The organism is Microbacterium sp. Ag1 (assembly GCF_001005635.1).
Classification (GTDB): Bacteria; Actinomycetota; Actinomycetes; order Actinomycetales; family Microbacteriaceae; genus Microbacterium; species Microbacterium oxydans.
Map to the genome: position 1 here is coordinate 156,311 of NZ_LBCR01000027.1, position 21,648 is coordinate 177,958.

The window sequence follows — 21,648 nt, forward strand, 5'->3', positions numbered from 1 at the left end:
GCTCAGGGAGCGAGCTGCTTCACGCGACGGTGCTCACGCAGGATGAGCTGGGGGCGCTCCTCGATCTTGACCGCGCCGTCCTCGTCCCAGCCGTGGCGTGCGTAGAACGCATCCGCGCGATCGTTCCCATCGAGCACCCACAGGTACGCGCGTGCGTACCCGGCCTCGGCGATCCGCTGCTCCGCCGCCTCGAGCAGGGCGTGGCCCGCACCCGTCGACCAGGCGGCGGGGTCTGCGTAGATGCCGTAGACCTCGCCGTCGGCGAGCCCGTCGGGGTCGCGGCCGGAGCCCAGCGATGCCCAGCCGACCAGGCGGTCGCCCCGCACGGCGACGAGGGTGCCGAGGCCCGTGGGTAGCGGCTCCGCGATGATGCGCCGCCAACCCTCGGCTCGCTCCTCGACGGACAGTCCGTCGAGGACGGACTGATCGATGAGTCCACGGTAGGCCGCCTGCCAGGAGCGGACGTGCACGCCGGCGATGCTGTCGGCATCTTCGGCGCGGGCGTCGCGGATCACCAGCGGAGTCATCCATCCAGCCTAGGGGGATCGCCGTGGCCGGAGGGGGTGGACGCTGCGGGTCAGCTCACGTTCTTCTTGAGCCAGGGCAGGGGATCCACGGCGACGGTGTTGATGTGGACCTCGAAGTGCAGGCACGACCCGAAGACGTAGCCGGTCGATCCGACGTCCCCGATGTACTGGCCTTCGTCGACGCAGTCGCCGACCTCGACAGCCCGGCTTCCGTAGGTCATATGCGAGTAGACGGTGCTCACGGCCTGTCCGTCGACGATGCTCTCGATCTGGATCGTCACGCCGTAGCCCTGGTAGCTCTCCGTCGATCGGGAGACGCAGCCCTTCATGGCGGCGTTGATCGGAGTGCCGACCGGCGCGGCGAAGTCCTGTCCGAGGTGCGATCGACCCGGTCGTGAGGCGCCGAACCCGTCGGTGAAGGAGTATGTTCCGTCGGCCATCGGCATCACGATGCGTCCGGCGAGGGGGATGTCCAGCGCGCTTCCCAGCGGCATGCCTGCGGCGATCGCGGCGGCCGCGGCACGGGAGCGCGTCTCCTTGATCTCCTCGGGCGTCGTCGCCGAGAAGTTGCCGCGCGGGGCGATCTCCGCCCGGATCTCGTTCTTCGATGTGTAGGACTGGGACATTCCGTCGGCAAGAGTCGAGACGGGGGCGCTGGCAGCAGCCGCGGGGCCGCTGGTGGGGTTCAATGCAGGAAGCGCGGCTCCGGTGATCAGGACCCCGATCGCCAGGGTGGCGCCGAGTGCCTTGGACTTCGCCCACGTGCGCTTCTCGCGGCGGACCCGGGTCTGAGGAGTCGACGCCGCGCGAGGAGCCATGTGTCGGGGGCGCAGGCGAGGATCCCAGGAACGGGGGGCCTGTGCTGCCTGGGGGTGGGGGTCCGTGGTCTGGGGCTGTGTTGGCGGGGACTGCGTTGTCTGGGGCGCCGCGGTCTGGGGTGCCGTCGTCTGGGGCTGCGTTGCGCGCGGTGCCGTCGCTGGAGTCGGCTTCGTCTGAGACCGTGCCTGAGTCTGCGTCGCCTGCGAGTGGAGGGCTGTCTCGTCCTGGGTCGAGTCCGCGGCTGCGGTCGCTGTGTGAGCTGCCGCGGCTCTGCGGCGTGCGCGCGAGGACCTGAGTGACGGGGCGACAGGCGCGGCGTCTGCGTCGGGTGCGAGGCCGGCTGCGGATGCGGGGTCTGCTTCGGGCACGAGGTCGGCTGCGGGTGCGGGGCCTGCTTCGGGCACGAGGGCTTCGGCGGACGAAGAGGTCGCGTCGGCGAGGGGGAGCGTGTCGGCGGCGTTCGACGGAAGGGAGGAGTGCGCGTCTGCGGTCGCCTGGCGTCGACGATGACGACGGAGAAGCGGTCGAGTCGGATCGGGGACTTCTGTCGGAGCTTCCGAGGCTTCGTGAGCGCGCTCGGGGGGCAGGGAATTCGTGACGGGATCCTTCCGGGAGGCAGATGTACGCGGCGGTCGATCCCCCCGGATGCCACCGTTACCGATCTGTAATTTAATTCGTGAACTCGCGAGCGTCAAATCGAGATCGGACGCGTCGGCATCGATGTGGCCTTCGCCGCGCTCTGTCCTCCGTCGATATCCGCGGAGAGCGTGACGCCAGCGGTGTGTCGATTCTGCATCCCGTGCGGAGTGTTCGGGATGCCATGGCTTCTCGGTGCGCGGCAGCTGTGGAGTACTCGCAGTCCACCGGCTTTGTGGAGTGTTGGAGGCCTCTATCTGTGTTCTGGAATACTGCTCTGAACTGGGCTTATCCCGGGATGAATGTCGGTGGCCCCGAGTTGACTTCGGGTATGAACACTCCTGTGGATGCGCTCAGCCAGGTCGTCGCCGACCTGGATGCGGTGCTGCGTTCCGAGGCAGTGGTGGGTTTGAGCGACGCATCGAAGATGGAGCTGCTGCGAATGGCGGGTGAAGCGCAGCGGCGCGTGGAGGCCGTGGTGGTGGAGGTCGTCGCATCGGTGGAGTCACGCCCGGCGGGTTCGGGCGACCTCGCGTTCTGCGGCCTCTTCGGGTGCCGAACCGTTGGCGAGCTTCTGCAGCGGGTGCTGCGGGTGGATGCGACGGGTGCCACCCGGGTCGTGAAGGCCGCGCGGGCGGTGCGGCGGGAGGTCGATCTGACGTCGGGCGGCTGGTTGCCGGCACGGTGGCCGGCATTGCGCGCGTCCCTCCTCGACGGGACGGTGGGGGTCGACGGGGTTCTCGCGGCGATCGGTCCGATCGAACGGGCCGGCGCCAGGGTGGGAACGGCGGACAGGTTGCGGGCCGATGCGGAGTTGGCGGCGTATGCGCGCGGGCTTCCGGTCACCGAGCAGCGCGCGGATGACCACGGCGGTGCGGAGTCGGAGGTCGACGACGACACCGCTCCTCCGGCGACTCCGGAAGACCTGCGGGTGCTGGCGCAGGTGATCGTGCAGTACCTCGATCCGGATGGTGCCGAGCCTGCGGACGAGATCGCCATGCGGGCGCGGGGGATCGTCCTCGGTCGGGCCAAGGACGGGGTGATCCCGATCCGGGGTGGGCTGCTCCCCGAGGTCGCAGGACAGCTGCGACGCCTCTTCGACGCATACCTGAACCCGAAGGTCGACGGCCCGCCGCGACCTGGTGTCGCTTTCCGGCCCTCTGACACGGCGCACACCTCTTCGCCGGATGTCGAGGGGGCGGATGATGGCTTCCTGCCATCCGAGGACCCGGTGCGGACGATCGACCCCCGGACGCGCGCGCAGAAGCAGCACGACACGCTCGCCGCCGTGCTCTCCATCGCTGCACGTCACGATGACACGCCCCGCCTGGGAGGTGCCGCACCGACGCTGGTCGTCACCGTCACCGCCGAGGACTACGCCACCGGTTCCGGATGGGCTCGCATCGAAGGGATCGACACCCCCGTGTCCACCGGAGTCGCCGCGCACACCGCGTGCGGGGGCGGCGTGCAGCGGGTCCTGTTCGACCCGGCTGGGCGCATCATCGGAATCCACACCTCCGACCGCATCTTCAACGCCCATCAACGCCGGGCGATCACTCTCCGCGACCGTGAATGCCTCATCCCCGGCTGCCATGTGCCCGCGGCCTGGTGCGAGATCCATCACGTGGACGAGCACGCCCGCGGTGGAGCGACTCATACCGACAACGGCGTCGCGCTGTGCTGGCACCACCACCGAACCCTCCCCACCAGTGGATGGGAGATCCGGATGCGACATGGCGCCCCCTCCGTCCGCGGTCCTGCCTGGTGGGATCCGAGCCGGCGATGGCGAACACCACGACCGACCAGCGCTGCTCGTTCCCGACCGACGGTTCGACGCAAGGAGCTGCTGCGGACATGAAACCCGGTGGCAGCGGAACCTTGGGTGATGGTGATGGTGATGGTGATGGTGGCGCTGCTGCATGTGCCGGGTTCTGCGCGCATGCGGTCCGAGGGAATCGGTCCGGGGTGTCGACTGGTCCGACACGATGTGGCATGCTTGCGGGCACTGCGCCCGGCACAGCCAGTGGTGCACGACGCGACGAAGAGAGGCGACCCCGCAACCCCTATGTCCAGACCACTCGCGGGACCGCAGGGCCTGCTCCGCACGCTCAACGGCCGCGCGATCCTCGAAGCTCTCGCGCGCAGCGGTCCGCAGACCCGTTCGGGCCTGATGTCGACCACCGGACTCTCACGGACGGCGGTGACCCAGGTGCTGCGGATGCTCGAGAATGCCGGTGCCGTCGCCCCCGCGGGCATCGACCGCGACACGAGGGGACCTGCCGCAGGACGAGTCGCCCTGCACCCCCGGCTCGGCTTCGCCGCCGCCGTGCACGTCGATCATCACGCCGCCCACGTCGTGCTGGTCGACGCGACCGGCACTGTTCAGGCGGAGGAGCACGGGCCCTTCTCGGAGGCGGATGACCGTGTGGCGCACATCGTCGCGCTCGTGGATCGGTGCCGGCGCTCGGTGAACGCGGCGAAGGCGGCCGTGCACCTGGCAGTCGTCGGAGTCCCCGGCATCGTCACGGCGGACGGAGGCATCCGAGACGACTTCGGCCCCGATGGCGGCCTCTTCCGCTCGGCTCTTTCCACAGCCCTCGACTGCCCCGTCCGCGTCGAGAACGACGTCAACCTCGCAGCGCTCGCAGAGCTCACTGGCGGTGAAGGCGGCACACTCGCGAGCTTCGCACTGCTGCTGCTCGACGATGGGCTCGGGGCGGGCATCGTCATCGACGGGGAACTCCACCGGGGGTTCTCCGGCGTCGCAGGCGAAGTCATGTATCTGCCGCAGACGCCCGTCCCGATCGGCGCGCCCCTCGCCGGCGACGCGGTGGTCGGAGACCTGGCCCTCGGCGTCGGACGAGACCCCGATGCGTCGCTCGCCGACCATCTGGAAGCAGCCGAGCGCGGAGAAGACGCGGCGCTCCAGATCGTGTCAGAGCTCGCCCGCCGCATCGTCCTCGTCGCGGGCACCGTGGGGCTGGTGCTCGACCCCGAGGCGTTCATCCTCAGCGGCAAGGCCGCACACCCGGCCCTCGTCGCCGCGATCGAGCGCATCGCCGCCGAGTACGAGGCGCAGCTTCCGCTCCGGTTCCTCGTCTCGTCGTTCGGAACCGAGGCTCCGCTCATCGGTGCGGTCGATCAAGCCGCGGCAGCGCTCCGCAGCGACCTCTTCAGCCGCATCCTCACGCCAGCTCCCAAGGGTGGCCGCTGAACGACCACCCCGACTCCATCGCCGAAGCCCACTCACCGGCACCACGCCACCCTCCGAGCAACGCCGCTCGACCATCGACAGGATCACCCGATGACCGCACCCTCCGCACTCGCCGACCGCCTGGGACTCGCGCCGGGCACGCGGGCCATCATCCTCAATGCGGATGACTTCGGCATGTGCCATGCCGCGAACACCGCCATCGTCGACCTGCTCACGTCCGCGCGCATCGACTCGAGCACTGTGATGGTCCCGTGCTCCTGGTCGCCAGAAGCGCTCGCCTTCGCCGCCTCCCGTCCGGACCTCGACGTGGGTGTGCATCTCGTGCTCACGAGCGAATGGACGCGCTACCGGTGGCGTCCGCTCACGGGCTCGGACACGACTCTCGTCGACGCTGCGGGCTTCTTTCCGACCGACGTGCTGTCCGTCGAGCAGAACGCCTCACACGAGGATGTTGCCGCCGAACTCTCCGCTCAACTGCAGACCGCGCTCGATGCCGGCGTCGATGTGACGCACCTCGACAACCACATGGGCTCGGTCTACGGGCTCGTGACGGGGCGCGACTTCCTGCGGCCGGTCTTCGAGCTCGCCGCACGGCACGGCCTGCCCTTCCGGCTGCCCCGCAGCATGGATGGCGTGGGCGAGAATCCCGCCCTGCAGGCTCAGCTCGATCGCGCCGCAGCGGCCGCCGACGCGTCCGGCGTCGAGATCATCGATCGCCTCTGGTCGCATCCGTTCGAACTCCTGCGCGAGGACACGCCCGACGAGGAGACGTACGCGGAGGTGCGAGCCGGTTTCATCGCGCTGCTGCGGGCGGTGCCGGCCGGAGTCACCGAGATCTACCTGCACCCGATGGTCGACGACGACGAGCTCCGCGCCGCCGTCGACTTCAGCGCGAGGAAGCGCGGCTATGAGCTGCGCCTGCTGAGCGACCCGGTCGTGCTGCAGGCCATCGAGGACGAGGCGCTCGTACGCATCGGCTGGCGTGACCTGCGCGACCTGCAAAGGGGCAGCGCCCGGTGACCTCCCTGCGCGAGCGCGTCCGGGACCGACGATTGGATGCGGCGCCGACCAGAGCGCAGACGATCGCCTTCGGCGCATCCGGCTTCCCGACCCAACTGATGGCGCAGACCTTCTCCGCCTTCGTCGTCTACTTCTACGTCTCGCACCTCGCTGTCCCGGCGACGGGCGTGGCGATCGCCATGATCGCCCACGGCGTGCTGAACGCCGTGCTGAACCCCGTCGTCGGCACGATCTCCGACCGGCTGCGCACGCCCTGGGGGCGGCGCATCCCTTGGATCGGCCTGGGCATAGTGCCACTCGTCGTCGCCTTCGCGCTGGTCTGGATGCCGCCGGAGCTCCCGGTCACCGGCCTCATCGTCTGGTTCCTCGTCGTCGTGGCCGTCTACGACGTGGCCTTCGTGGTGGTGGTGCTGAACATCTCGGCGCTGTTCCCTGAGATCTTCCGCACCACCGCGGAGCGGGCCCGCGGCAACGTGCCGCGACAGATCTTCGCGATCCTCGGCATGGTGCTCGGCACGGCCGGCGCTCCCGCCCTGTACGGCGCCATCGGCTGGCCGGGAATGGCCATGGTGCTCGGGGCCGTCTGTCTCGTGCTGCTCGTGTGGTCGTTCCTCGGAGGCATGATCGAGCGCCGGACGCCGGAGACGTCGGCGGACTCGTCATCGCCCGACAAACCGGCGGAGGCCATGCGCTGGCGTGATCAGCTGACCTACACCTTCCGTAACCGCGCCTTCGTCCCGTACGTCCTCGGCTCGCTGTTCGTGCAGACGTCGATCGCCGTGATCCTCGCCGCCGTCCCCTTCTACGTGCGCTACTCGCTGCACGCGCCGGAGGGAGAGGGCAGTCTGCTGCTCGGAGCGATCTTCGTGACCGCGATCCCCTCGATCGTGCTGTGGAGCGCGGTCGTCCGCCGCACCTCGCCGCGCACGGCCGTGCTGTGGAGCGTCGCGGTGTTCGGAGTCGCGGTGCTCGGCTACCTCGCCCCGTCGAACGTGCTGAGTGCGGCCCTGGTCGGCGTCGCCGTGGGGGTGGGTGTCGGCGGACTGCTGCAGCTTCTCGAGGTCATGCTCGCGCAGATCATCGACGAGGATGCCGTTCGCACGGGCCATCGCCGGGAAGGCGCCTACTTCGGCGTGAACGGGTTCGTCGTGCGAGGTTCGGTCGTCCTCCAGGCGGTCGTCGCAGCCGTGGTGCTGACGGCCTCCGGCTTCGACGCGGGGCACGGAGACGCCCAACCCGAGAGCGTCGACGGCGGCATCCGCCTGATGCTCGCCGTCGTCCCGCTCGGGTTCACCGCTCTCGCCTGGCTCTGCTTCTGGCTCTACCCGATACGCTCCCGCGACCTCTGACCGTCGCCTCGACCGTCAGCCGAGGTGAAGACGACCGCCGGTCGCGTTCACCAGAGCCGGTCGTTGTAGGGTCGAGCCCACAATGCGACGGTAAGAGTGATGGCCTTCAGCCAGGCGTCGTGCATCTCCTGGGCGTCGTCCGCTGAGGTCGCGCCATTGTGGAGGAACGGGCGGATCGTCAACGTGATCGGCGAGATGAAGCCGATGAGGTCACGCAGTGGGATGTGCTTCGAGGTCGACTCGATCCGGTCGGTCCTGTTCTTCCCGCTCGGGTGGTGCCTCCGGCCGATCTCCTCCTGGTAGGCGAGCCAGGTCTCGTCATACGGTCGGTTGCAGAGGTCGTCGATCCACCGGGCGAACCGCTGACGAACCGCTCCGAGGTACTCCATGCTCGGAGCGCCGTCCTTGCCGGCGAAGGTGGCCACGAGGTGCGGATGAGAGCCGACGAATCCATACCAGACATCGAGAATCGCCTCGGTCTGCGGCACGAGGATGGCTCCGGCGCGGCGGAGGGCGGCTTCGTCAGCGGCGGACCAGAGCACCGACTGCTTCAACTCGTCGAGCTGGCTCATGGTGACCGGGGATTCCGGCACCTCGGGCCGGCCGTAGGTGTAACCGGAGGGGTCTGCGTGCATGATCAGTGTCCTTCTCTCGTCGTCGGCTGGTGGCGGCCGTCGTTCGAAAGAAGATCGGCGCCTGTGGTGTGTCGTTCCACTCTGCCGATCGCGCCAAGACGATGCGTTGCTTTTCGTCCGGTATTTCATACCGATCATCCGAGAATCCCGGACGATGTCCGCTCAGGACGAGACGGATGCCGCCTGTCGTGCCTCCCAGCCCGTGCGCACCATCTCGTCCACCGAGTACCGCATGGTCCAGTCGAGGTCGCGTGCGGCGAGCTCGCCCGTCGCCACGATGCGGTCGGGGTCTCCGGGGCGCCGGGGGCCGACTTCGGGGGTGAAGTCGATTCCGGTCACGCGGGCGACGGCATCCATGATCTGCTTCACGCTGAGGCCGTCGCCGGAGCCGAGGTTGTATGCCGCTTCGAGGGGCTGGCCGGCCGTGAGGCGCTGGGCCGCCGCGACGTGGGCGGCCGCGATGTCGCCGACGTGCACGTAGTCGCGCACGTTCGTCCCGTCTTCCGTGTCGTAGTCGTCGCCGTTGATGCGCGGGGTCTTCCCCGCGATCAGCGCCTCGAACACGATGGGGAACAGGTTGTGCGGGCTGACGTCGTAGACCGTCGGATCGGCGGATCCCACCACGTTGAAGTACCGCAGCGAGGTGTGCCGCAGCGGGCGCTCCGAGTCCGCCGTCGCGATCGCCTGGTCGCGCAGCAGCCACTCGCCGATGAGCTTGGATTCCCCGTAGGGGCTGGCAGGCTTCTTGGCGGTGTCCTCGACGACGAGGGCGACGTCTGGGGTGCCGTACACCGCGGCGGACGAGGAGAAGACGATGTTCGCGACACCGGCGGACTCCATGGCCTCGAGGATCACGCGTGTGCCGTCGACGTTCTGCGCATAGGTGTGCAGGGGGCGCTGCACCGAGACGCCGGCGTACTTGAAGCCGGCGACGTGGATCACCCCTTCGGCGTCATGCTCGCGCAGCGTGCTCTCGACGAGCTCGCGGTCGAGGATGCTGCCCTGCACGAAATCCACGCCTTCGGGCACGAAAGACGCGACACCGCTGGAGAGGTCGTCGAGCACGACAGGCGTGAGCCCCGCGTTCGCAAGCGCACGCACGACGTGGGAGCCGATGTAGCCGGCCCCGCCGGTCACGATCCAGGACATTGCTTCCTCTCCTGCCGCGGATTCGTCGCGGCCCGATGGATCATTCTGTCATGCGTCGCGCCGAGGACCGGCTGAGGGGAGGACCGCGAACAGCAGGGGTTCCCCGAACCCGTGCGCCGCGAAGGAATCCCTCACGGCCTCCGACACCGAGGCGACGTCGGACGCTTCGACCAGAGCGATCGCCGCACCGCCGAAGCCGCCGCCCGTCATCCGCGCCCCCAGGGCGCCGGCGGCCAGGGCGGTGTCGACGGCCGTGTCGAGCTCGGGGGTCGAGATCTCGAAGTCGTCCCGCATCGATGCGTGCGAGGCGACCAGGAAGTCGCCGATCGCTCGCACGCCCTGCTCGCGCAGCACCCGCACCGTGTCGAGCACCCGCTGGTTCTCGGTCACGATGTGGCGCACGCGGCGGAAGGTCACGTCGTCCATCAGACCCTGCGCCCGCGGCAGGTCGTCCACCGTGACGTCGCGCAGTGCCGGCACACCCAGGAGCGAGGCGCCGAGCTCGCAGGAAGCGCGCCTCTCGCGATAGCCGCCGGTGGAGTGGGCGTGCTTCACGCGCGTGTCGATCACGAGGATCGCGAGGCCCGTCTCGGCGACGGCGAGTGGGACGAGTTCGGCGTCCAACGAGCGGCAGTCGAGGAAGATCGCGGTGTCGGGCCGACCGAGCATCGACGCCATCTGGTCCATGATGCCGGTCGGCGCGCCCACCGCTTCGTTCTCGGCACGGCGCCCGATGCGGGCGAGGTGCGTGCCGTCGAAGCCGGTGTTCCACAGGTCGTTCAGCGCGGAAGCCGTCGCGCCCTCGATCGCGGCGGACGAGGAGAGTCCCGCCCCGACGGGCACGTCGGACGCGATGGTGAGGTCGAATCCTCCGAAGGGCCCGCTCGCCGTCGCGGCCTGTCGCATCGCCCAGGCGACTCCGAGGGGGTACGCGGCCCATTCGGGGACGGCAGGGTGGGCGCCCGCGGGGGTGGGGAAGAGCCGATCCAGATCGTCCAGGTCGACCTCGACCGGCTCCTCGGCGAAGGTGGAGGCGACTCGGACCCGGTCGTCGTCGCGCAGGCCGACGGCGGCCACCGTGCGCTGCGGGATGGCGAACGGCAGCACGAACCCGTCGTTGTAGTCGGTGTGCTCGCCGATGAGGTTCACGCGTCCGGGTGCCGACCAGAGTCCGTCCGGCTCGCGGCCGGTGAGGCGCGCGAACAGGGATCCGGCGTCGTCGTGTGCGGCGGTCATGCGGAGGCTCCCGGATCGGTCTGGTCGTCTGCTGTGCGCTCGATGGCCTCGCGGAGTCGCGCGGCTCCGACCTCCGGCGGCACCTCTGCCGCCCACGCCCACATCGCGGCCTCCGAGCCGGCGAGGAACTTCAGCTTGTCGGCGGCACGGCGCGGGCTCGTCAACTGCAGGTGCAGGCGCACGGTGTCGCGGCCCACGTGCACCGGTGCCTGATGCCAGGCGGCGATGTACGGGGTGGGGGAGTCGTAGAGGGCGTCGACGCCGCGCAGCAGGCGCAGGTACAGGGGTGCGAGTTCGTCCCGCTCGGCCGCCGAGGTCTCGGCGAAATCCGCCACGTGACGGTGCGGCATCAGGTGCACCTCGAGCGGCCAGCGCGCGGCGAACGGCACGAACGCCGTCCAGTGCTCGCCCCGGAACACGACGCGCTCGGACGCCTGCTCGGAATCCAGGATGCGCTGGAAGAGGTCGGGCGCGGTGTGGTCGATCGACTCCAGCACGCGAGCGGTGCGCGGGGTCACGTACGGGTAGGCGTAGATCTGGCCGTGCGGGTGGGGCAGTGTCACGCCGATCGCCTCGCCGCGGTTCTCGAACGGGAAGATCTGCTCGATGCCGGGCAGCCGGGAGAGCGCGGCCGTACGGTCGGCCCACGCCTCGATCACGGTGCGCGCGCGGGTGACCGACTGCGTGCCGAAGGAGCCTGCGTGCTCGGGGCTGAAGCAGACGACCTCGCAGCGTCCGACCGAGGTGCGCGTGCGACCGAGGCCCAGGGCGGCGAGGTCGTCGAGACCGCGGGGAGCATTCGCAGCCTGCGGTGCGGTGCCCACCGCCTCGGCGAGAGCAGGACCGAATGCGGGGGAGCGGTTCTCGAACACCGCGACGTCGTAGCGGGACGGCACCTCCGACGGATTGCTCGGCGTCTGCGGGGCCAGGGGGTCGGCATCCGAACCCGGCATCATCACGCGGTTCTGCCGGTTCGCGGCCACCGTGATCCAGTCGCCGGTGAGCACGTCGAGGCGCATGGTCGCGGTGTCGGGTCGCGGGCCGAGGGCGCGGGCATCCACGGAGCGCTCCGGTCCGAGTGTCGTCCCCGGGTCGTCGTAGTAGATCAGATCGCGGCCGTCGGCGAGGGTGGTGGCGCGTTTGACGACGCCGGCGCCGAGGGTCTCGGTGCGCGTCTCGGGAAACTCGGGCGTGTTCACGTAAACATGGTAGGCGCAGCCCCGTGATAACGTCAACACGAGCGAGTCGCGCATCCACCGTGCGCGGGACGGAGGCGGCGGGTGCGAGCACGCGGGAGTGGCGGAGAAGGCGTCGACGTGCCCGGTTCCGACCGCGGGCGTTCGTCCTCCCGCCGGGTGTCGATGGCCATGGTCGCCGAGCGTGCCGGTGTCTCGGGTCAGACGGTCTCCCGTGTCGTCAACGGCAGCCCCCGCGTGGACCCCGATACCAGAGCGCGTGTCGAGACCGCGATGGTCGAGCTCGGATACCGTCCGCACCGCGCGGCCCGCGCCCTGCGCACCGGGCGTTCGCAGACCATCGGACTCGTCGTCACCACGCTCTCGACGGTCGGCAACTCCCGCATGCTCCAGGCGACGGCGGAGGCGGCGGCGGAGCGCGGATACGCCCTCACGCTGGTGACTGCCGCCCGGGGCATCGGTGAGGCGTTCGACCGGCTCGCCGAGCAAGAGGTGGACGGCGCGATCGTCCTGAACGAGGCGTCGGCCCTGGTCTCCGACACCGAGCGCCCGAGCGGGCTCAGGCTCGTGGTCGTCGACGCCCCGACCGAGGCCGGCTTCGCCTCGGTGCACAGCGATCATGCCGGTGGCGCAGCGGCGGCCACGGAACGGCTCCTGGAGCTCGGGCACTCCACGGTCCATCACCTCGCCGGTCCCGCCGACTCCTTCGCCGCCATGGAGCGGGAACGGGGCTGGCGCGAGACCCTCGCCGCTGCCGGCATCGATGCTCCGCCCGTCGTCCGGGGTGACTGGAGCGCCGATTCGGGCCACCGGGCGGCAGCTGCACTGACGGCGGCCACCGCGGTCTTCTCCGCCAACGACCAGATGGCGCTGGGCTTGCTGCGCGCGCTCTCCGACGTGGGGCGCCGGGTGCCGGAGGATGTCAGCGTGATCGGCTTCGACGACGTGCCCGATGCGGCGAACTACCGCCCTCCGCTGACCACCATCCGGCAGGACTTCACGGCCCTCGCCCAGCGAGCGGTCTCGTCGTTGATCGACGCCATCGAAGGGGTGTCGAAGGCTCGCGCCGCCTCGGTCGTCGGAACCGAGCTCGTCGAGCGCGCCAGCACGACATCGCGCTGACCGTCACACCCTCCTGATGCGCCTGTTGCAGTTCGCCTCGATGTCGTGCCATGATGCCGGAAAGCGTTTTCCCATCTTGTGGCCGACCAGCAGGTCCGACCACCGGGGAAGCGCACCGACGGCCTCCTGCGACAGAAACGGAACACCATGGCACAGGCGAACACCCGCGAGATCGGGATCATCATGAACGGCGTCTCCGGGCGCATGGGCTACCGGCAGCATCTGGTGCGCTCGATCCTCGCGATCCGCGAGGAGGGCGGCATCGAACTCGCCGACGGCTCCCGCATCACGGTGAAGCCGATCCTGGTCGGACGCAACGAGGCCAAGCTGGCCGAGCTGGCGGCGAAGCACGGCATCGACGACTACACGACCGATCTCGACGCGGCGCTCGCCGACCCGCAGTGGGAGATCTATGCCGACTTCCTCGTGACCAAGGCCCGCGCGTCCGCGATCCGCAAGGCCATCGCCGCAGGGAAGGCGATCTACACGGAGAAGCCCACTGCGGAGTCGCTCGAGGAGGCACTCGAGCTCGCGCGCCTGGCGGACGAGGCGGGCGTCAAGACCGGCGTCGTGCACGACAAGCTGTATCTCCCCGGTCTGCAGAAGCTCAAGCGCCTGATCGACTCCGGATTCTTCGGCCGCATCCTCTCCGTCCGCGGCGAGTTCGGGTACTGGGTGTTCGAGGGCGACTGGCAGCCCGCGCAGCGTCCGAGCTGGAACTACCGCACCGAGGACGGCGGCGGCATCATCACCGACATGTTCCCGCACTGGAACTACGTGCTGGAGAACCTCTTCGGAGAGGTCAAGAGCGTGTACGCGCAGGCCGCCGTGCACATCGCCGACCGCTGGGACGAGAAGGGCGAGCACTACACCGCCACTGCGGAGGACGCCGCGTACGGGATCTTCGAGATCGAGGGCGGCGTGATCGCCGAGATCAACTCCTCCTGGACCGTGCGCGTGAACCGCGACGAGCTCGTCGAGTTCCAGGTCGACGGCACCCACGGATCCGCCGTGGTCGGACTGTTCGGCGCGAAGATCCAGCCGCGCAATGCCACCCCGAAGCCCGTGTGGAACCCCGACCTCGAGGACACGCGCGACTACGACGCCGACTGGCAGGACGTGCCGACCAACGACGTCTTCCTCAACGGTTTCCGCCAGCAGTGGCAGGAGTATCTGGTCTCCTACGTCGAGGGCACCGAATACCCGTTCGACCTGCTCGCCGGTGCACGGGGTGTGCAGTTCGCCGAGGCGGGACTGACCTCCAGCGCCGAGGGTCGCAAGATCGCCCTGTCGCCGCTGACCCTGGGCTGAGGCGCGCATGAGCACTCTGCGCCTCCTCCGCCCCAGCGGTGAGACGTTCGCCGCCGCCCTCAACGACTCGGGCGCATACGCCCGCCCGACGACGCCGCTGCAGAGTCGTGTCGCCTACGCCGCTGCACACGTCGTGCCGAAGGTGCATGCCGACAACACCCCGGGACAGCCCGCCGACATCGACTGGGATTCCACCCTCGCCTTCCGCCGCAACGTGTACTCCTGGGGTCTCGGCGTCGCCGACGCGATGGACACGGCGCAGCGGAACATGGGTCTCGATGCCGCAGCCACCCGTGAGCTGATCGCCCGCAGCGCTCAGGTCGCGCGCGAGGAGGGCGGTTCGGTCGTCGTCGGCGTCAACACCGACCACATCGCCGAGACGCACATCCCCCTCGAACAGGTGATCACGGCCTACACCGAGCAGCTGCACTTCACCGAGGAGCAGGGCGCCGGACCCGTGCTGATGGCCTCGCGCCACCTCGCCCGTGTCGCCGCCGACGCCGCCGATTACCGTCGCGTGTATCGGGAGGTGCTCTCGCGCGCGTCGACCCCCGTGGTGCTGCACTGGCTGGGTACGGCTTTCGACCCCGAGCTCGCCGGCTACTTCGGTGCGGAGGATTGGCAGACGGCGTCCGAGGTGCTGCTGCAGATCATCGCCGAGAGCCCTGGCAAGGTCGCGGGTGTCAAGATGAGCCTGCTGAACGCCGACTCCGAGATCGCGGTGCGCTCGCGCCTCCCCGAGGAGGTCAGGATGTTCACCGGCGATGACTTCAACTACGTGGACCTGATCGGCGGCGCTGCGGACCGTGCCCACTCCGACGCGCTGCTGGGAGCCTTCGCCGCGATCACCCCTGTCGCGTCCGCGGCGATCCAGGCGTTGGATGCGGGTGACGCTGCGGAGTACCGGCGGGTCCTCGGTCCGACCGAGGCACTGAGCAGGCAGGTGTTCGCGGCGCCCACCTTCTACTACAAGACGGGTGTGGCGTTCCTCTCCTGGTTGAACGGGCACCAGCCTGCGTTCCAGATGGTCGGCGGGCTGCATTCCGCGCGCAGCCTGCCGCATCTGAGCCGCATCGTCGAGCTCGCGAACGACTCGCTCGCGCTCGAACAGCCCGACCTCGCCCGCGAGCGATGGCACAGCATGTTGCGTGTGAACGGAGTGGACGCATGACCCGCGAAGCGCAGACTCCGGATCCGCGACTGTCGATCAATCAGGCGACCATCAAGCACGCCGACCTCGCGACGGCGCTGCGGGTCACGGCCGCCGCCGGCGTACGGTCGATCGGACTCTGGCGTGAGCCCGTGAACGACGTCGGGCTCGACGTCGCGGCGCGGATGCTCCGAGACTCGGGGCTCCGGTTCTCGACGCACTGCCGAGGCGGATTCTTCACGCTGCCGGACGGCCCGGAGAGGCGCGCGGCGCTCGACGACAACCGCCGTGCGATCGAGGAGACGGCGACGCTCGCGGCCGCGGGAGCCGCGGGATCCACCGCTGTGCTGGTGCTCGTCGCCGGGGGGCTGCCCGCGGGATCGCGCGACCTGATCGGAGCGCGCGAGCGCGTGCGCGATGCCATCGGCGTGCTGGCCCCCGAGGCGAAGGCGGCGGGTGTGACGCTCGCGATCGAGCCGCTGCACCCGATGTACGCCTCCGATCGCGCCGTCGTCTCGACGCTCGGTCAGGCGCTCGACATCGCGGGCGACTTCGAGCCCGATGTGGTGGGCGCGGCCGTCGACACGTTCCACATCTGGTGGGATCCGGAGGTGCTCGAGCAGATCGCGCGCGCCGGCCGGGAGGGACGCATCGCCACGTACCAGGTGTGCGACTGGAAGACGCCCCTCGCGGACGATGTGCTGCTCTCACGGCACTACACCGGCGACGGGGTGATCGACTTCGCCTCGCTCACGCGCGCCGTGATCGCGACCGGATACGACCGTGACATCGAGGTCGAGATCTTCAACGCCGACATCTGGACGGACGCTCCGGATCACGTCGTACGGCGGACTGCCGAGACGTTCGCCGAAGCCGTCTCCCCGTACCTGAGGTGAGGATGTCCGGTCGCCGGCGCCGCGTCGTCCCTCGCGGTGATGCTGAGGCGGGACCGTGGCAAGTAGGATCTGGGTCATGACCAAGCCCGCAACGTCCGCGGAGCGGCCAGCGCGGTCTCCGCGTCATGTGCGAGGGCCCGCCCCCACCCTGCACGACGTCGCACGCGAGGCGGGGGTCTCGCTCGCGACCGCATCGCGCGTGCTGAACGGCTCCGAGCGGAAGGTCGCCGAGTCGTTCCGGGAACGGGTGGAGTCCGCGGCCGGGAAGCTGGGGTACACCGCCAACGTCTCGGCTCAGTCGATCGCGAAGGGCACGTCGCCGGTCATCGCCCTGCTCGTCGCCGACATCGCCGACCCCTATTTCGGACAGATCGCGTCAGGCGTCGCCAGGGGAGCGGACGAGGAGGGGCTGGTCGTGACGATCGCGATCACCGAGAGGGACCAGGCGCGGGAGGCGCGGATCGTGCGCGCCCTGCGCGGGCAGCGGCCCCGAGGCCTGATCCTGGCCGCCTCTCGCACACAGGAGGCCACAGAGGCCGAGACCGCGCACGAGCTCGCGGAGTTCGTGAGGCAGGGCGGCCGCGTCGTGGCGTTCGGACCAGACGGCGAGGGAGAGCGTCACATCGAGATCGACAACCGCTCCGGTGCGGAGGCGTTGGGTCGTCTGATGGCAGAGCGCGGATACCGCCGTGCCATCGTTCTCGGCGCGGCGGACGGGGTGCGCACATCGGATGATCGTCTCGTCGGCTTCCGCGCGGGTTTCGAGCAGGCGGGTGGCGTCGTCGAGAGCGTGCATCGTGGCGACTTCCGCCGGGAGTCCGGGGCTGCCGGGATGAGGGCGGCCCTCGACCGCGGAGTGGAGGCCGGCACCCTCGTGTTCGCGATCAGCGACGTGGTGGCGCTCGGGGCGATGTCCGCGATCCGTGACACGGGGCGCGAGATCGGCACCGACATCGCGGTCTGCGGTTTCGACGATGTCCCCGCGAGCAGCGATGTCTCCCCGGCACTGACGACGGTGCGCGTGCCGTTGAGCGACGTCGGGTACCAGGCCTTCCGCGCGACGGTCGACGTCGAGTGGGTGCAGGCCCCGTTGCCGCTCGAGGTCATCGTGCGTGCCAGCACTCCGATGGTCGGCTCGTGACCAGGGTCGTGCTGGCCCCCGACAGCTTCAAGGGCACGGTCGCCGCGGTGGAGGCGGCCGTCGCGCTCGCGGAGGGCTGGGCATCGGTCGAACCCGAGGCTGAGTTCGTGCATCGACCGATGGCAGACGGTGGTGAGGGGACCGTTGCGGCCTTCGAAGCGGCGGTGCCAGGCGCGGTGCGGATGCCCCTCGCGGTCGACGGGCCTGCCGGGGTGCGGGTCGACACCTTCTGGCTGCTGCTGCCGCCGACGGTCGACGCCCCCGACGGCACAGGTGTGATCGACCTCGCCTCGACCTCGGGCATCGAGCTGCTGCAGGAGCTGCGTCCCTGGGATGCGGATACGACCGGCCTCGGCCAGGCCCTGGCCGCAGCCATCGATCACGGTGTCTCACGCCTCGTCGTCGGCATCGGCTCCAGCGCGTCCACCGACGGAGGCACCGGGATGCTCTCGGCCCTCGGCGCGCGGTTCCTCGATGCCACCGGCGTTCCGGTCGCTCGCGGCGCGCGCGGCCTCGCAGACATCGCGTCCGTCGATCTCACCGGGCTGCGCGCGGCACCCGACGTGCGGGTGCTCACCGACGTCACGAATCCGCTCACCGGCCCGCGCGGTGCGGCCGCGGTGTTCGGCCCCCAGAAGGGGCTGCGATCGGTCGACGACATCGCCATCGTCGACGACGGCCTCGGCCGGCTCGCCGAACTGCTCGCCATCGATCCCGCAGGGCCAGGCTACGGCGCGGCCGGCGGAACCGGAGCAGCCCTCGTCGCGTGGGGTGGCGAGCTCGCTCCCGGTGCCGCGGAGGTCGCCGAGCTCATCGGTCTCGCCGATGCGCTCTCCGATGCCGACGCGATCATCACGGGGGAGGGGTCGTACGACGGCCAGTCCGGAGACGGCAAGGTGCCGTCATTCCTCGCGAATCTCGCGGCCGAGGCCGGAGCCGTGGCGATGCTGGCGGCAGGGCGGGTCACCGCAGACGCCGACACCTCGTCGTTCGCCGATGTCGCGTCTCTCACCGCGCTGGCCGGTTCGTCGGAGGCGGCGCTGGCCGAACCCGTCCGCTGGTTGCGCGCCGCCGGCGCCGTTCTGGCTCGCACCGCCGCAGCTCGCACCGCCGCAGCTCGCACCGCATCTGCCGGCGAACCGTCCTGACCGCCGGCGCGAGACCGGCGGTCCGCAGCCGTCAGTCGCCGAGCGCGGCGGAGACCACGGCGCGTGCTTCGGCCTGCACCTCGGCGAGGTGCTCAGGACCGCGCAGGCTCTCCGCATAGAGCTTGTAGACGTCTTCGGTGCCCGAAGGGCGAGCGGCGAACCAGGCGTGCTCGGTCTGCACCTTGAGGCCGCCGATCGCCGCACCGTTGCCAGGGGCGTGCGACAGCTTCGCCGTGATGTCCTCGCCGGCGAGCGCCGTCGCCGTCACCGCCTCGGGAGCGAGCTTGCCGAGGGTCGCCTTCTGCTCCGGGGTCGCCGGAGCGTCGACGCGCTGATACGCCGATGCGCCGAAGGCGGTCTCCAGCTCCTGGTACCGCTCCGAGGGGGTCTTCCCGGTGACGGCGATGATCTCGGCGGCGAGCAGGCACAGCAGGATGCCGTCCTTGTCCGTGGACCAGACCGAGCCGTCCTTGCGGAGGAACGAGGCACCGGCCGACTCCTCGCCGCCGAACGCGACCGAGCCGTCGAGCAGCCCGGGGACGAACCACTTGAATCCGACCGGAACCTCCAGCAGGCGCCGTCCGAGCGACTCGGCGACACGGTCGATGATCATGGACGAGACCAGCGTCTTGCCGATCGCGGCGTCGCGGGGCCACCCCTCGCGGTGCGAGAACAGGTAGTCGATGGCGACTGCGAGGTAGTGGTTCGGGTTCATCAGTCCGGCGTCCGGGGTCACGATCCCGTGCCGGTCGGCGTCGGCGTCGTTCCCGGTGAGGACGTCGTAGGAGCCCTTCTTCGCGACCAGGGATGCCATCGCCGAAGGGGACGACGGATCCATCCGGATCTTCTCGTCCCAGTCGAGCGTCATGAAGCGCCATGTCGGGTCGACCTCGGGGTTCACGACGGCGAGGTCGAGGTCGTGCATCTCGGCGATCAGCGACCAGTACTCGACGGAGGCCCCGCCCAGCGGGTCGGCGCCGATGCTGACGCCGGCGCTGCGGATCGCATCGATGTCGATGATCGACGGCAGATCGCGCACGTAGGCGTCACGGAAGTCGTAGCCGGTGAGGGAGTCCCAGTCGATGTCGGCGAAGCGCTCCAGCTTCACGCCCTCGAGCCCCGCGGCGATCAGGGTGTTCGCCCGGTCGGCGATCCAGCTTGTCGCGTCGGTGTCGGCGGGCCCGCCGTGCGGAGGGTTGTACTTGAATCCGCCATCGCGCGGAGGGTTGTGCGAGGGGGTGACGACGATGCCGTCGGCGCGACCGGGGTCGTCTGCCGCCTTGCCGCGGTTGTAGGTGAGGATCGCGTGGCTGAGGGCCGGAGTCGGCACCCACGAGTCGCGGGAGTCGACGCGCACGTCGATGCCGTTCGCGAGCAGCACCTCGATCGCGCTGCGCTCGGCGGGGAGCGACAGCGCGTGCGTGTCGCGTCCGAGGAACAGCGGACCGGTGATCCCCTGCGCGTCGCGGTAGTCGACGATCGCCTGCGTCGTGGCGAGGATGTGGTTCTCGTTGAAGCTGTTCGACAGCGACGATCCGCGATGGCCGCTGGTGCCGAACACGACGCGCTCTGCGGCCACCTCCGGGTTCGGCGTGCGGTCGTAGTAGGCGGCGATCAGTTCGTCGACGTCGATCAGGTCACTTTCCTCCGCGGGGAGGCCGGCACGGCTCGTCATCCTCTCAGTCTGCCCCCTGTTCGGCGTGATCGCATCCGGAAGAGGCCCTCTTCCTCTCCCGCCTCGCCGTTCTCGTCGCGATATGACAGCCAGAACCGCCGACGAAGGTCGAATATTGCGACGGGAGGGGAAGTCACGCGGGGGAGCGGCGCCGTCACCGAGGGATAAGGTGAAACCCGTGACTGAACGCCGCACCTACAGCTATCTCGGCCCCGCCGGCACCTTCACGGAGGCGGCGCTCGATCAGGTGGCCGAGGCCCGCGGGCAGGACTGGCGCCCCGTGCACAACGTGGGCGAGGCTCTCGCCGACGTGCTCGAGGGGCGCAGCGACGCCGCGATGATCGCGATCGAGAACTCGATCGAGGGCGGGGTGTCCACCACGCAGGACGCTCTGGCGACCCTCCCCGGTCTGCGCATCATCGGCGAGTACCTGGTGCGGGTGAACTTCGTGCTGGTGGCCCCGCGCGGCACGACGCTCGACCAGGTCGAGGTCGTCGCGGCGCATCCCGTCGCCTACGCGCAGTGCCACGGCTGGCTCGGCGCGCACCTGCCGTCGCACTCGCACGTGCCGGCCTCGAGCAACGTCGCCTCCGCGATCGGCGTCCTCGACGGAACGCTGCCCGCCCAGGCCGCCATCGCGGCTCCCGGCATCGTGAACCACTACGACGTCGATGTGCTGGCGGAAGGCATCGGCGACAACGCGCAGGCGGTGACCCGTTTCGTGCTGGTCACCCGCACCACCCGTTCACCGGAACCGACCGGCGCGGACAAGACGTCCCTGATCGTCGAGCTTCCGCACGACCACCCCGGATCGCTCCTGGAGATGCTCGAGCAGTTCTCCACCCGCGGCATCAACCTGTCGCTCATCGAGTCGCGGCCCATCGGCGATGAGCTGGGTCGCTACCGGTTCGTGATCGACGCCGACGGCCACATCGAGCACGAGCGCATGGCCGATGCGCTGCTCGGCATCCGCCGGTTCAGCCCCCGCGTCGTGTTCCTCGGGTCGTACCCGCGGGCGGACCGTCAGATCGTGCAGTACCCTGACCGCTACTCGGACGACGTGTTCGTCGAGGCGCGCGATTGGCTCCGCGGGATCCTCTCCGGCGAACCGGAGTCCTGACTCTCCCGGTCCGTCAGGCCGTCGAGCCGCTCAGTGCTCCTGGAAGCGCGGCCAATCGCTCCCCGGCGTCATGTGCGAATGCAGCGCACCCTTCGCCGAGGCGAGGCTCGGGTAGGTGCCCGTCGTCGCGTCGGCCCCGACCATCGTGACCGTGTAGCCGTCCTCGTCGTGGCGGATGCTGCCCACAACGCCGTTGCGTCCGTAGGCCACCCAGAGTGCGAGTGTCTTCGTGGTGCTCATTGTCGAACCCCTCTCTCTGCCGCCGAGGCTACGCCTGCCCGCAGGGGAAGGCCAGGGCTTGACA

At 69.9% G+C, this 21,648-nt stretch carries 19 protein-coding genes; 11 read left to right on the forward strand and 8 right to left on the reverse strand.

Annotated features, from left to right (window positions below):
- Positions 1-2 precede the first annotated feature (2 nt).
- Positions 3-527: a GNAT family N-acetyltransferase gene (locus AAY78_RS06875; RefSeq protein WP_046747579.1), complete on the reverse strand. Its 525-nt coding sequence runs from the start codon at positions 525-527 to the stop codon at positions 3-5.
- 50 nt (positions 528-577) lie between these two features.
- Positions 578-1,345, reverse strand: a complete 768-nt coding sequence (locus AAY78_RS06880) for a M23 family metallopeptidase (protein ID WP_046747580.1) — start codon at positions 1,343-1,345, stop codon at positions 578-580.
- Positions 1,346-2,313: 968 nt separating this feature from the next.
- Between AAY78_RS06880 and AAY78_RS06885 the strand changes: the two genes are divergently transcribed.
- From AAY78_RS06885 to AAY78_RS06900, 4 genes are all read left to right on the forward strand, one after another.
- Entirely contained in the window at positions 2,314-3,840 is a 1,527-nt protein-coding gene (locus AAY78_RS06885; protein ID WP_082108596.1) for an HNH endonuclease signature motif containing protein, read from the forward strand.
- A gap of 207 nt (positions 3,841-4,047) precedes the next feature.
- Positions 4,048-5,196 (forward strand): ROK family transcriptional regulator, encoded by a 1,149-nt coding sequence (locus AAY78_RS06890; protein ID WP_046747582.1) that lies wholly within the window; start codon positions 4,048-4,050, stop codon positions 5,194-5,196.
- A gap of 90 nt (positions 5,197-5,286) precedes the next feature.
- A complete protein-coding gene (locus tag AAY78_RS06895; RefSeq protein WP_046747583.1) occupies positions 5,287-6,216 on the forward strand; it encodes a polysaccharide deacetylase family protein in 930 nt (309 codons plus the stop codon).
- Positions 6,213-7,565 carry an MFS transporter gene (locus AAY78_RS06900; protein WP_046747584.1) on the forward strand — a complete coding sequence of 451 codons (1,353 nt, stop codon included), beginning with the start codon at positions 6,213-6,215 and terminating at the stop codon, positions 7,563-7,565. The genes AAY78_RS06895 and AAY78_RS06900 overlap by 4 nt, the downstream gene beginning before the upstream one ends.
- A 47-nt stretch (positions 7,566-7,612) precedes the next feature.
- On the opposite strand, the gene AAY78_RS06905 is transcribed toward AAY78_RS06900, so the two are convergent.
- From AAY78_RS06905 to galT, 4 genes are all read right to left on the reverse strand, one after another.
- On the reverse strand, positions 7,613-8,200 hold the full coding sequence (locus tag AAY78_RS06905; protein WP_046747585.1) for a protoglobin domain-containing protein: 588 nt from the start codon (positions 8,198-8,200) through the stop codon (positions 7,613-7,615).
- A gap of 162 nt (positions 8,201-8,362) precedes the next feature.
- Positions 8,363-9,349 (reverse strand): UDP-glucose 4-epimerase GalE, encoded by a 987-nt coding sequence (gene galE, locus AAY78_RS06910; RefSeq protein WP_046747586.1) that lies wholly within the window; start codon positions 9,347-9,349, stop codon positions 8,363-8,365.
- A 48-nt stretch (positions 9,350-9,397) separates the two neighbouring features.
- Positions 9,398-10,585, reverse strand: coding sequence for a galactokinase (galK, locus tag AAY78_RS06915; RefSeq protein WP_046747587.1), 1,188 nt, complete (start codon positions 10,583-10,585; stop codon positions 9,398-9,400).
- Positions 10,582-11,784, reverse strand: a complete 1,203-nt coding sequence (gene galT / locus AAY78_RS06920; RefSeq protein ID WP_046747588.1) for a galactose-1-phosphate uridylyltransferase — start codon at positions 11,782-11,784, stop codon at positions 10,582-10,584. The genes galK and galT overlap by 4 nt, the downstream gene beginning before the upstream one ends.
- Positions 11,785-11,946: 162 nt before the next feature.
- Between galT and AAY78_RS06925 the strand changes: the two genes are divergently transcribed.
- From AAY78_RS06925 to AAY78_RS06950, 6 genes are all read left to right on the forward strand, one after another.
- Complete coding sequence (locus tag AAY78_RS06925) at positions 11,947-12,903, forward strand: LacI family DNA-binding transcriptional regulator (protein ID WP_046747685.1); 957 nt, start codon at positions 11,947-11,949, stop codon at positions 12,901-12,903.
- Positions 12,904-13,050: 147 nt separating this feature from the next.
- Positions 13,051-14,214: a Gfo/Idh/MocA family protein gene (locus tag AAY78_RS06930; protein WP_046747686.1), complete on the forward strand. Its 1,164-nt coding sequence runs from the start codon at positions 13,051-13,053 to the stop codon at positions 14,212-14,214.
- Positions 14,215-14,221: 7 nt separating this feature from the next.
- Positions 14,222-15,385 carry a dihydrodipicolinate synthase family protein gene (locus tag AAY78_RS06935; protein ID WP_046747589.1) on the forward strand — a complete coding sequence of 388 codons (1,164 nt, stop codon included), beginning with the start codon at positions 14,222-14,224 and terminating at the stop codon, positions 15,383-15,385.
- Positions 15,382-16,260, forward strand: a complete 879-nt coding sequence (locus AAY78_RS06940; protein ID WP_046747590.1) for a sugar phosphate isomerase/epimerase family protein — start codon at positions 15,382-15,384, stop codon at positions 16,258-16,260. The genes AAY78_RS06935 and AAY78_RS06940 overlap by 4 nt, the downstream gene beginning before the upstream one ends.
- 76 nt (positions 16,261-16,336) lie before the next feature.
- Complete coding sequence (locus AAY78_RS06945) at positions 16,337-17,401, forward strand: LacI family DNA-binding transcriptional regulator (RefSeq protein WP_052748679.1); 1,065 nt, start codon at positions 16,337-16,339, stop codon at positions 17,399-17,401.
- Complete coding sequence (locus AAY78_RS06950; protein WP_046747592.1) at positions 17,398-18,549, forward strand: glycerate kinase; 1,152 nt, start codon at positions 17,398-17,400, stop codon at positions 18,547-18,549. Before AAY78_RS06945 ends, AAY78_RS06950 begins: the two co-directional genes overlap by 4 nt.
- Before the next feature lie 31 nt (positions 18,550-18,580).
- Here the strand turns inward: AAY78_RS06950 and pgm are convergent, their stop codons facing one another.
- Positions 18,581-20,224 (reverse strand): phosphoglucomutase (alpha-D-glucose-1,6-bisphosphate-dependent), encoded by a 1,644-nt coding sequence (gene pgm / locus AAY78_RS06955; protein ID WP_046747593.1) that lies wholly within the window; start codon positions 20,222-20,224, stop codon positions 18,581-18,583.
- A gap of 169 nt (positions 20,225-20,393) precedes the next feature.
- Here pgm and pheA point away from each other — a divergent pair, with 169 nt between their 5' ends.
- Complete coding sequence (gene pheA, locus AAY78_RS06960; protein ID WP_046747594.1) at positions 20,394-21,344, forward strand: prephenate dehydratase; 951 nt, start codon at positions 20,394-20,396, stop codon at positions 21,342-21,344.
- A 30-nt stretch (positions 21,345-21,374) separates the two neighbouring features.
- Here the strand turns inward: pheA and AAY78_RS06965 are convergent, their stop codons facing one another.
- A complete protein-coding gene (locus AAY78_RS06965; RefSeq protein ID WP_045264467.1) occupies positions 21,375-21,584 on the reverse strand; it encodes a hypothetical protein in 210 nt (69 codons plus the stop codon).
- Between the last annotated feature and the right edge of the window lie 64 nt (positions 21,585-21,648).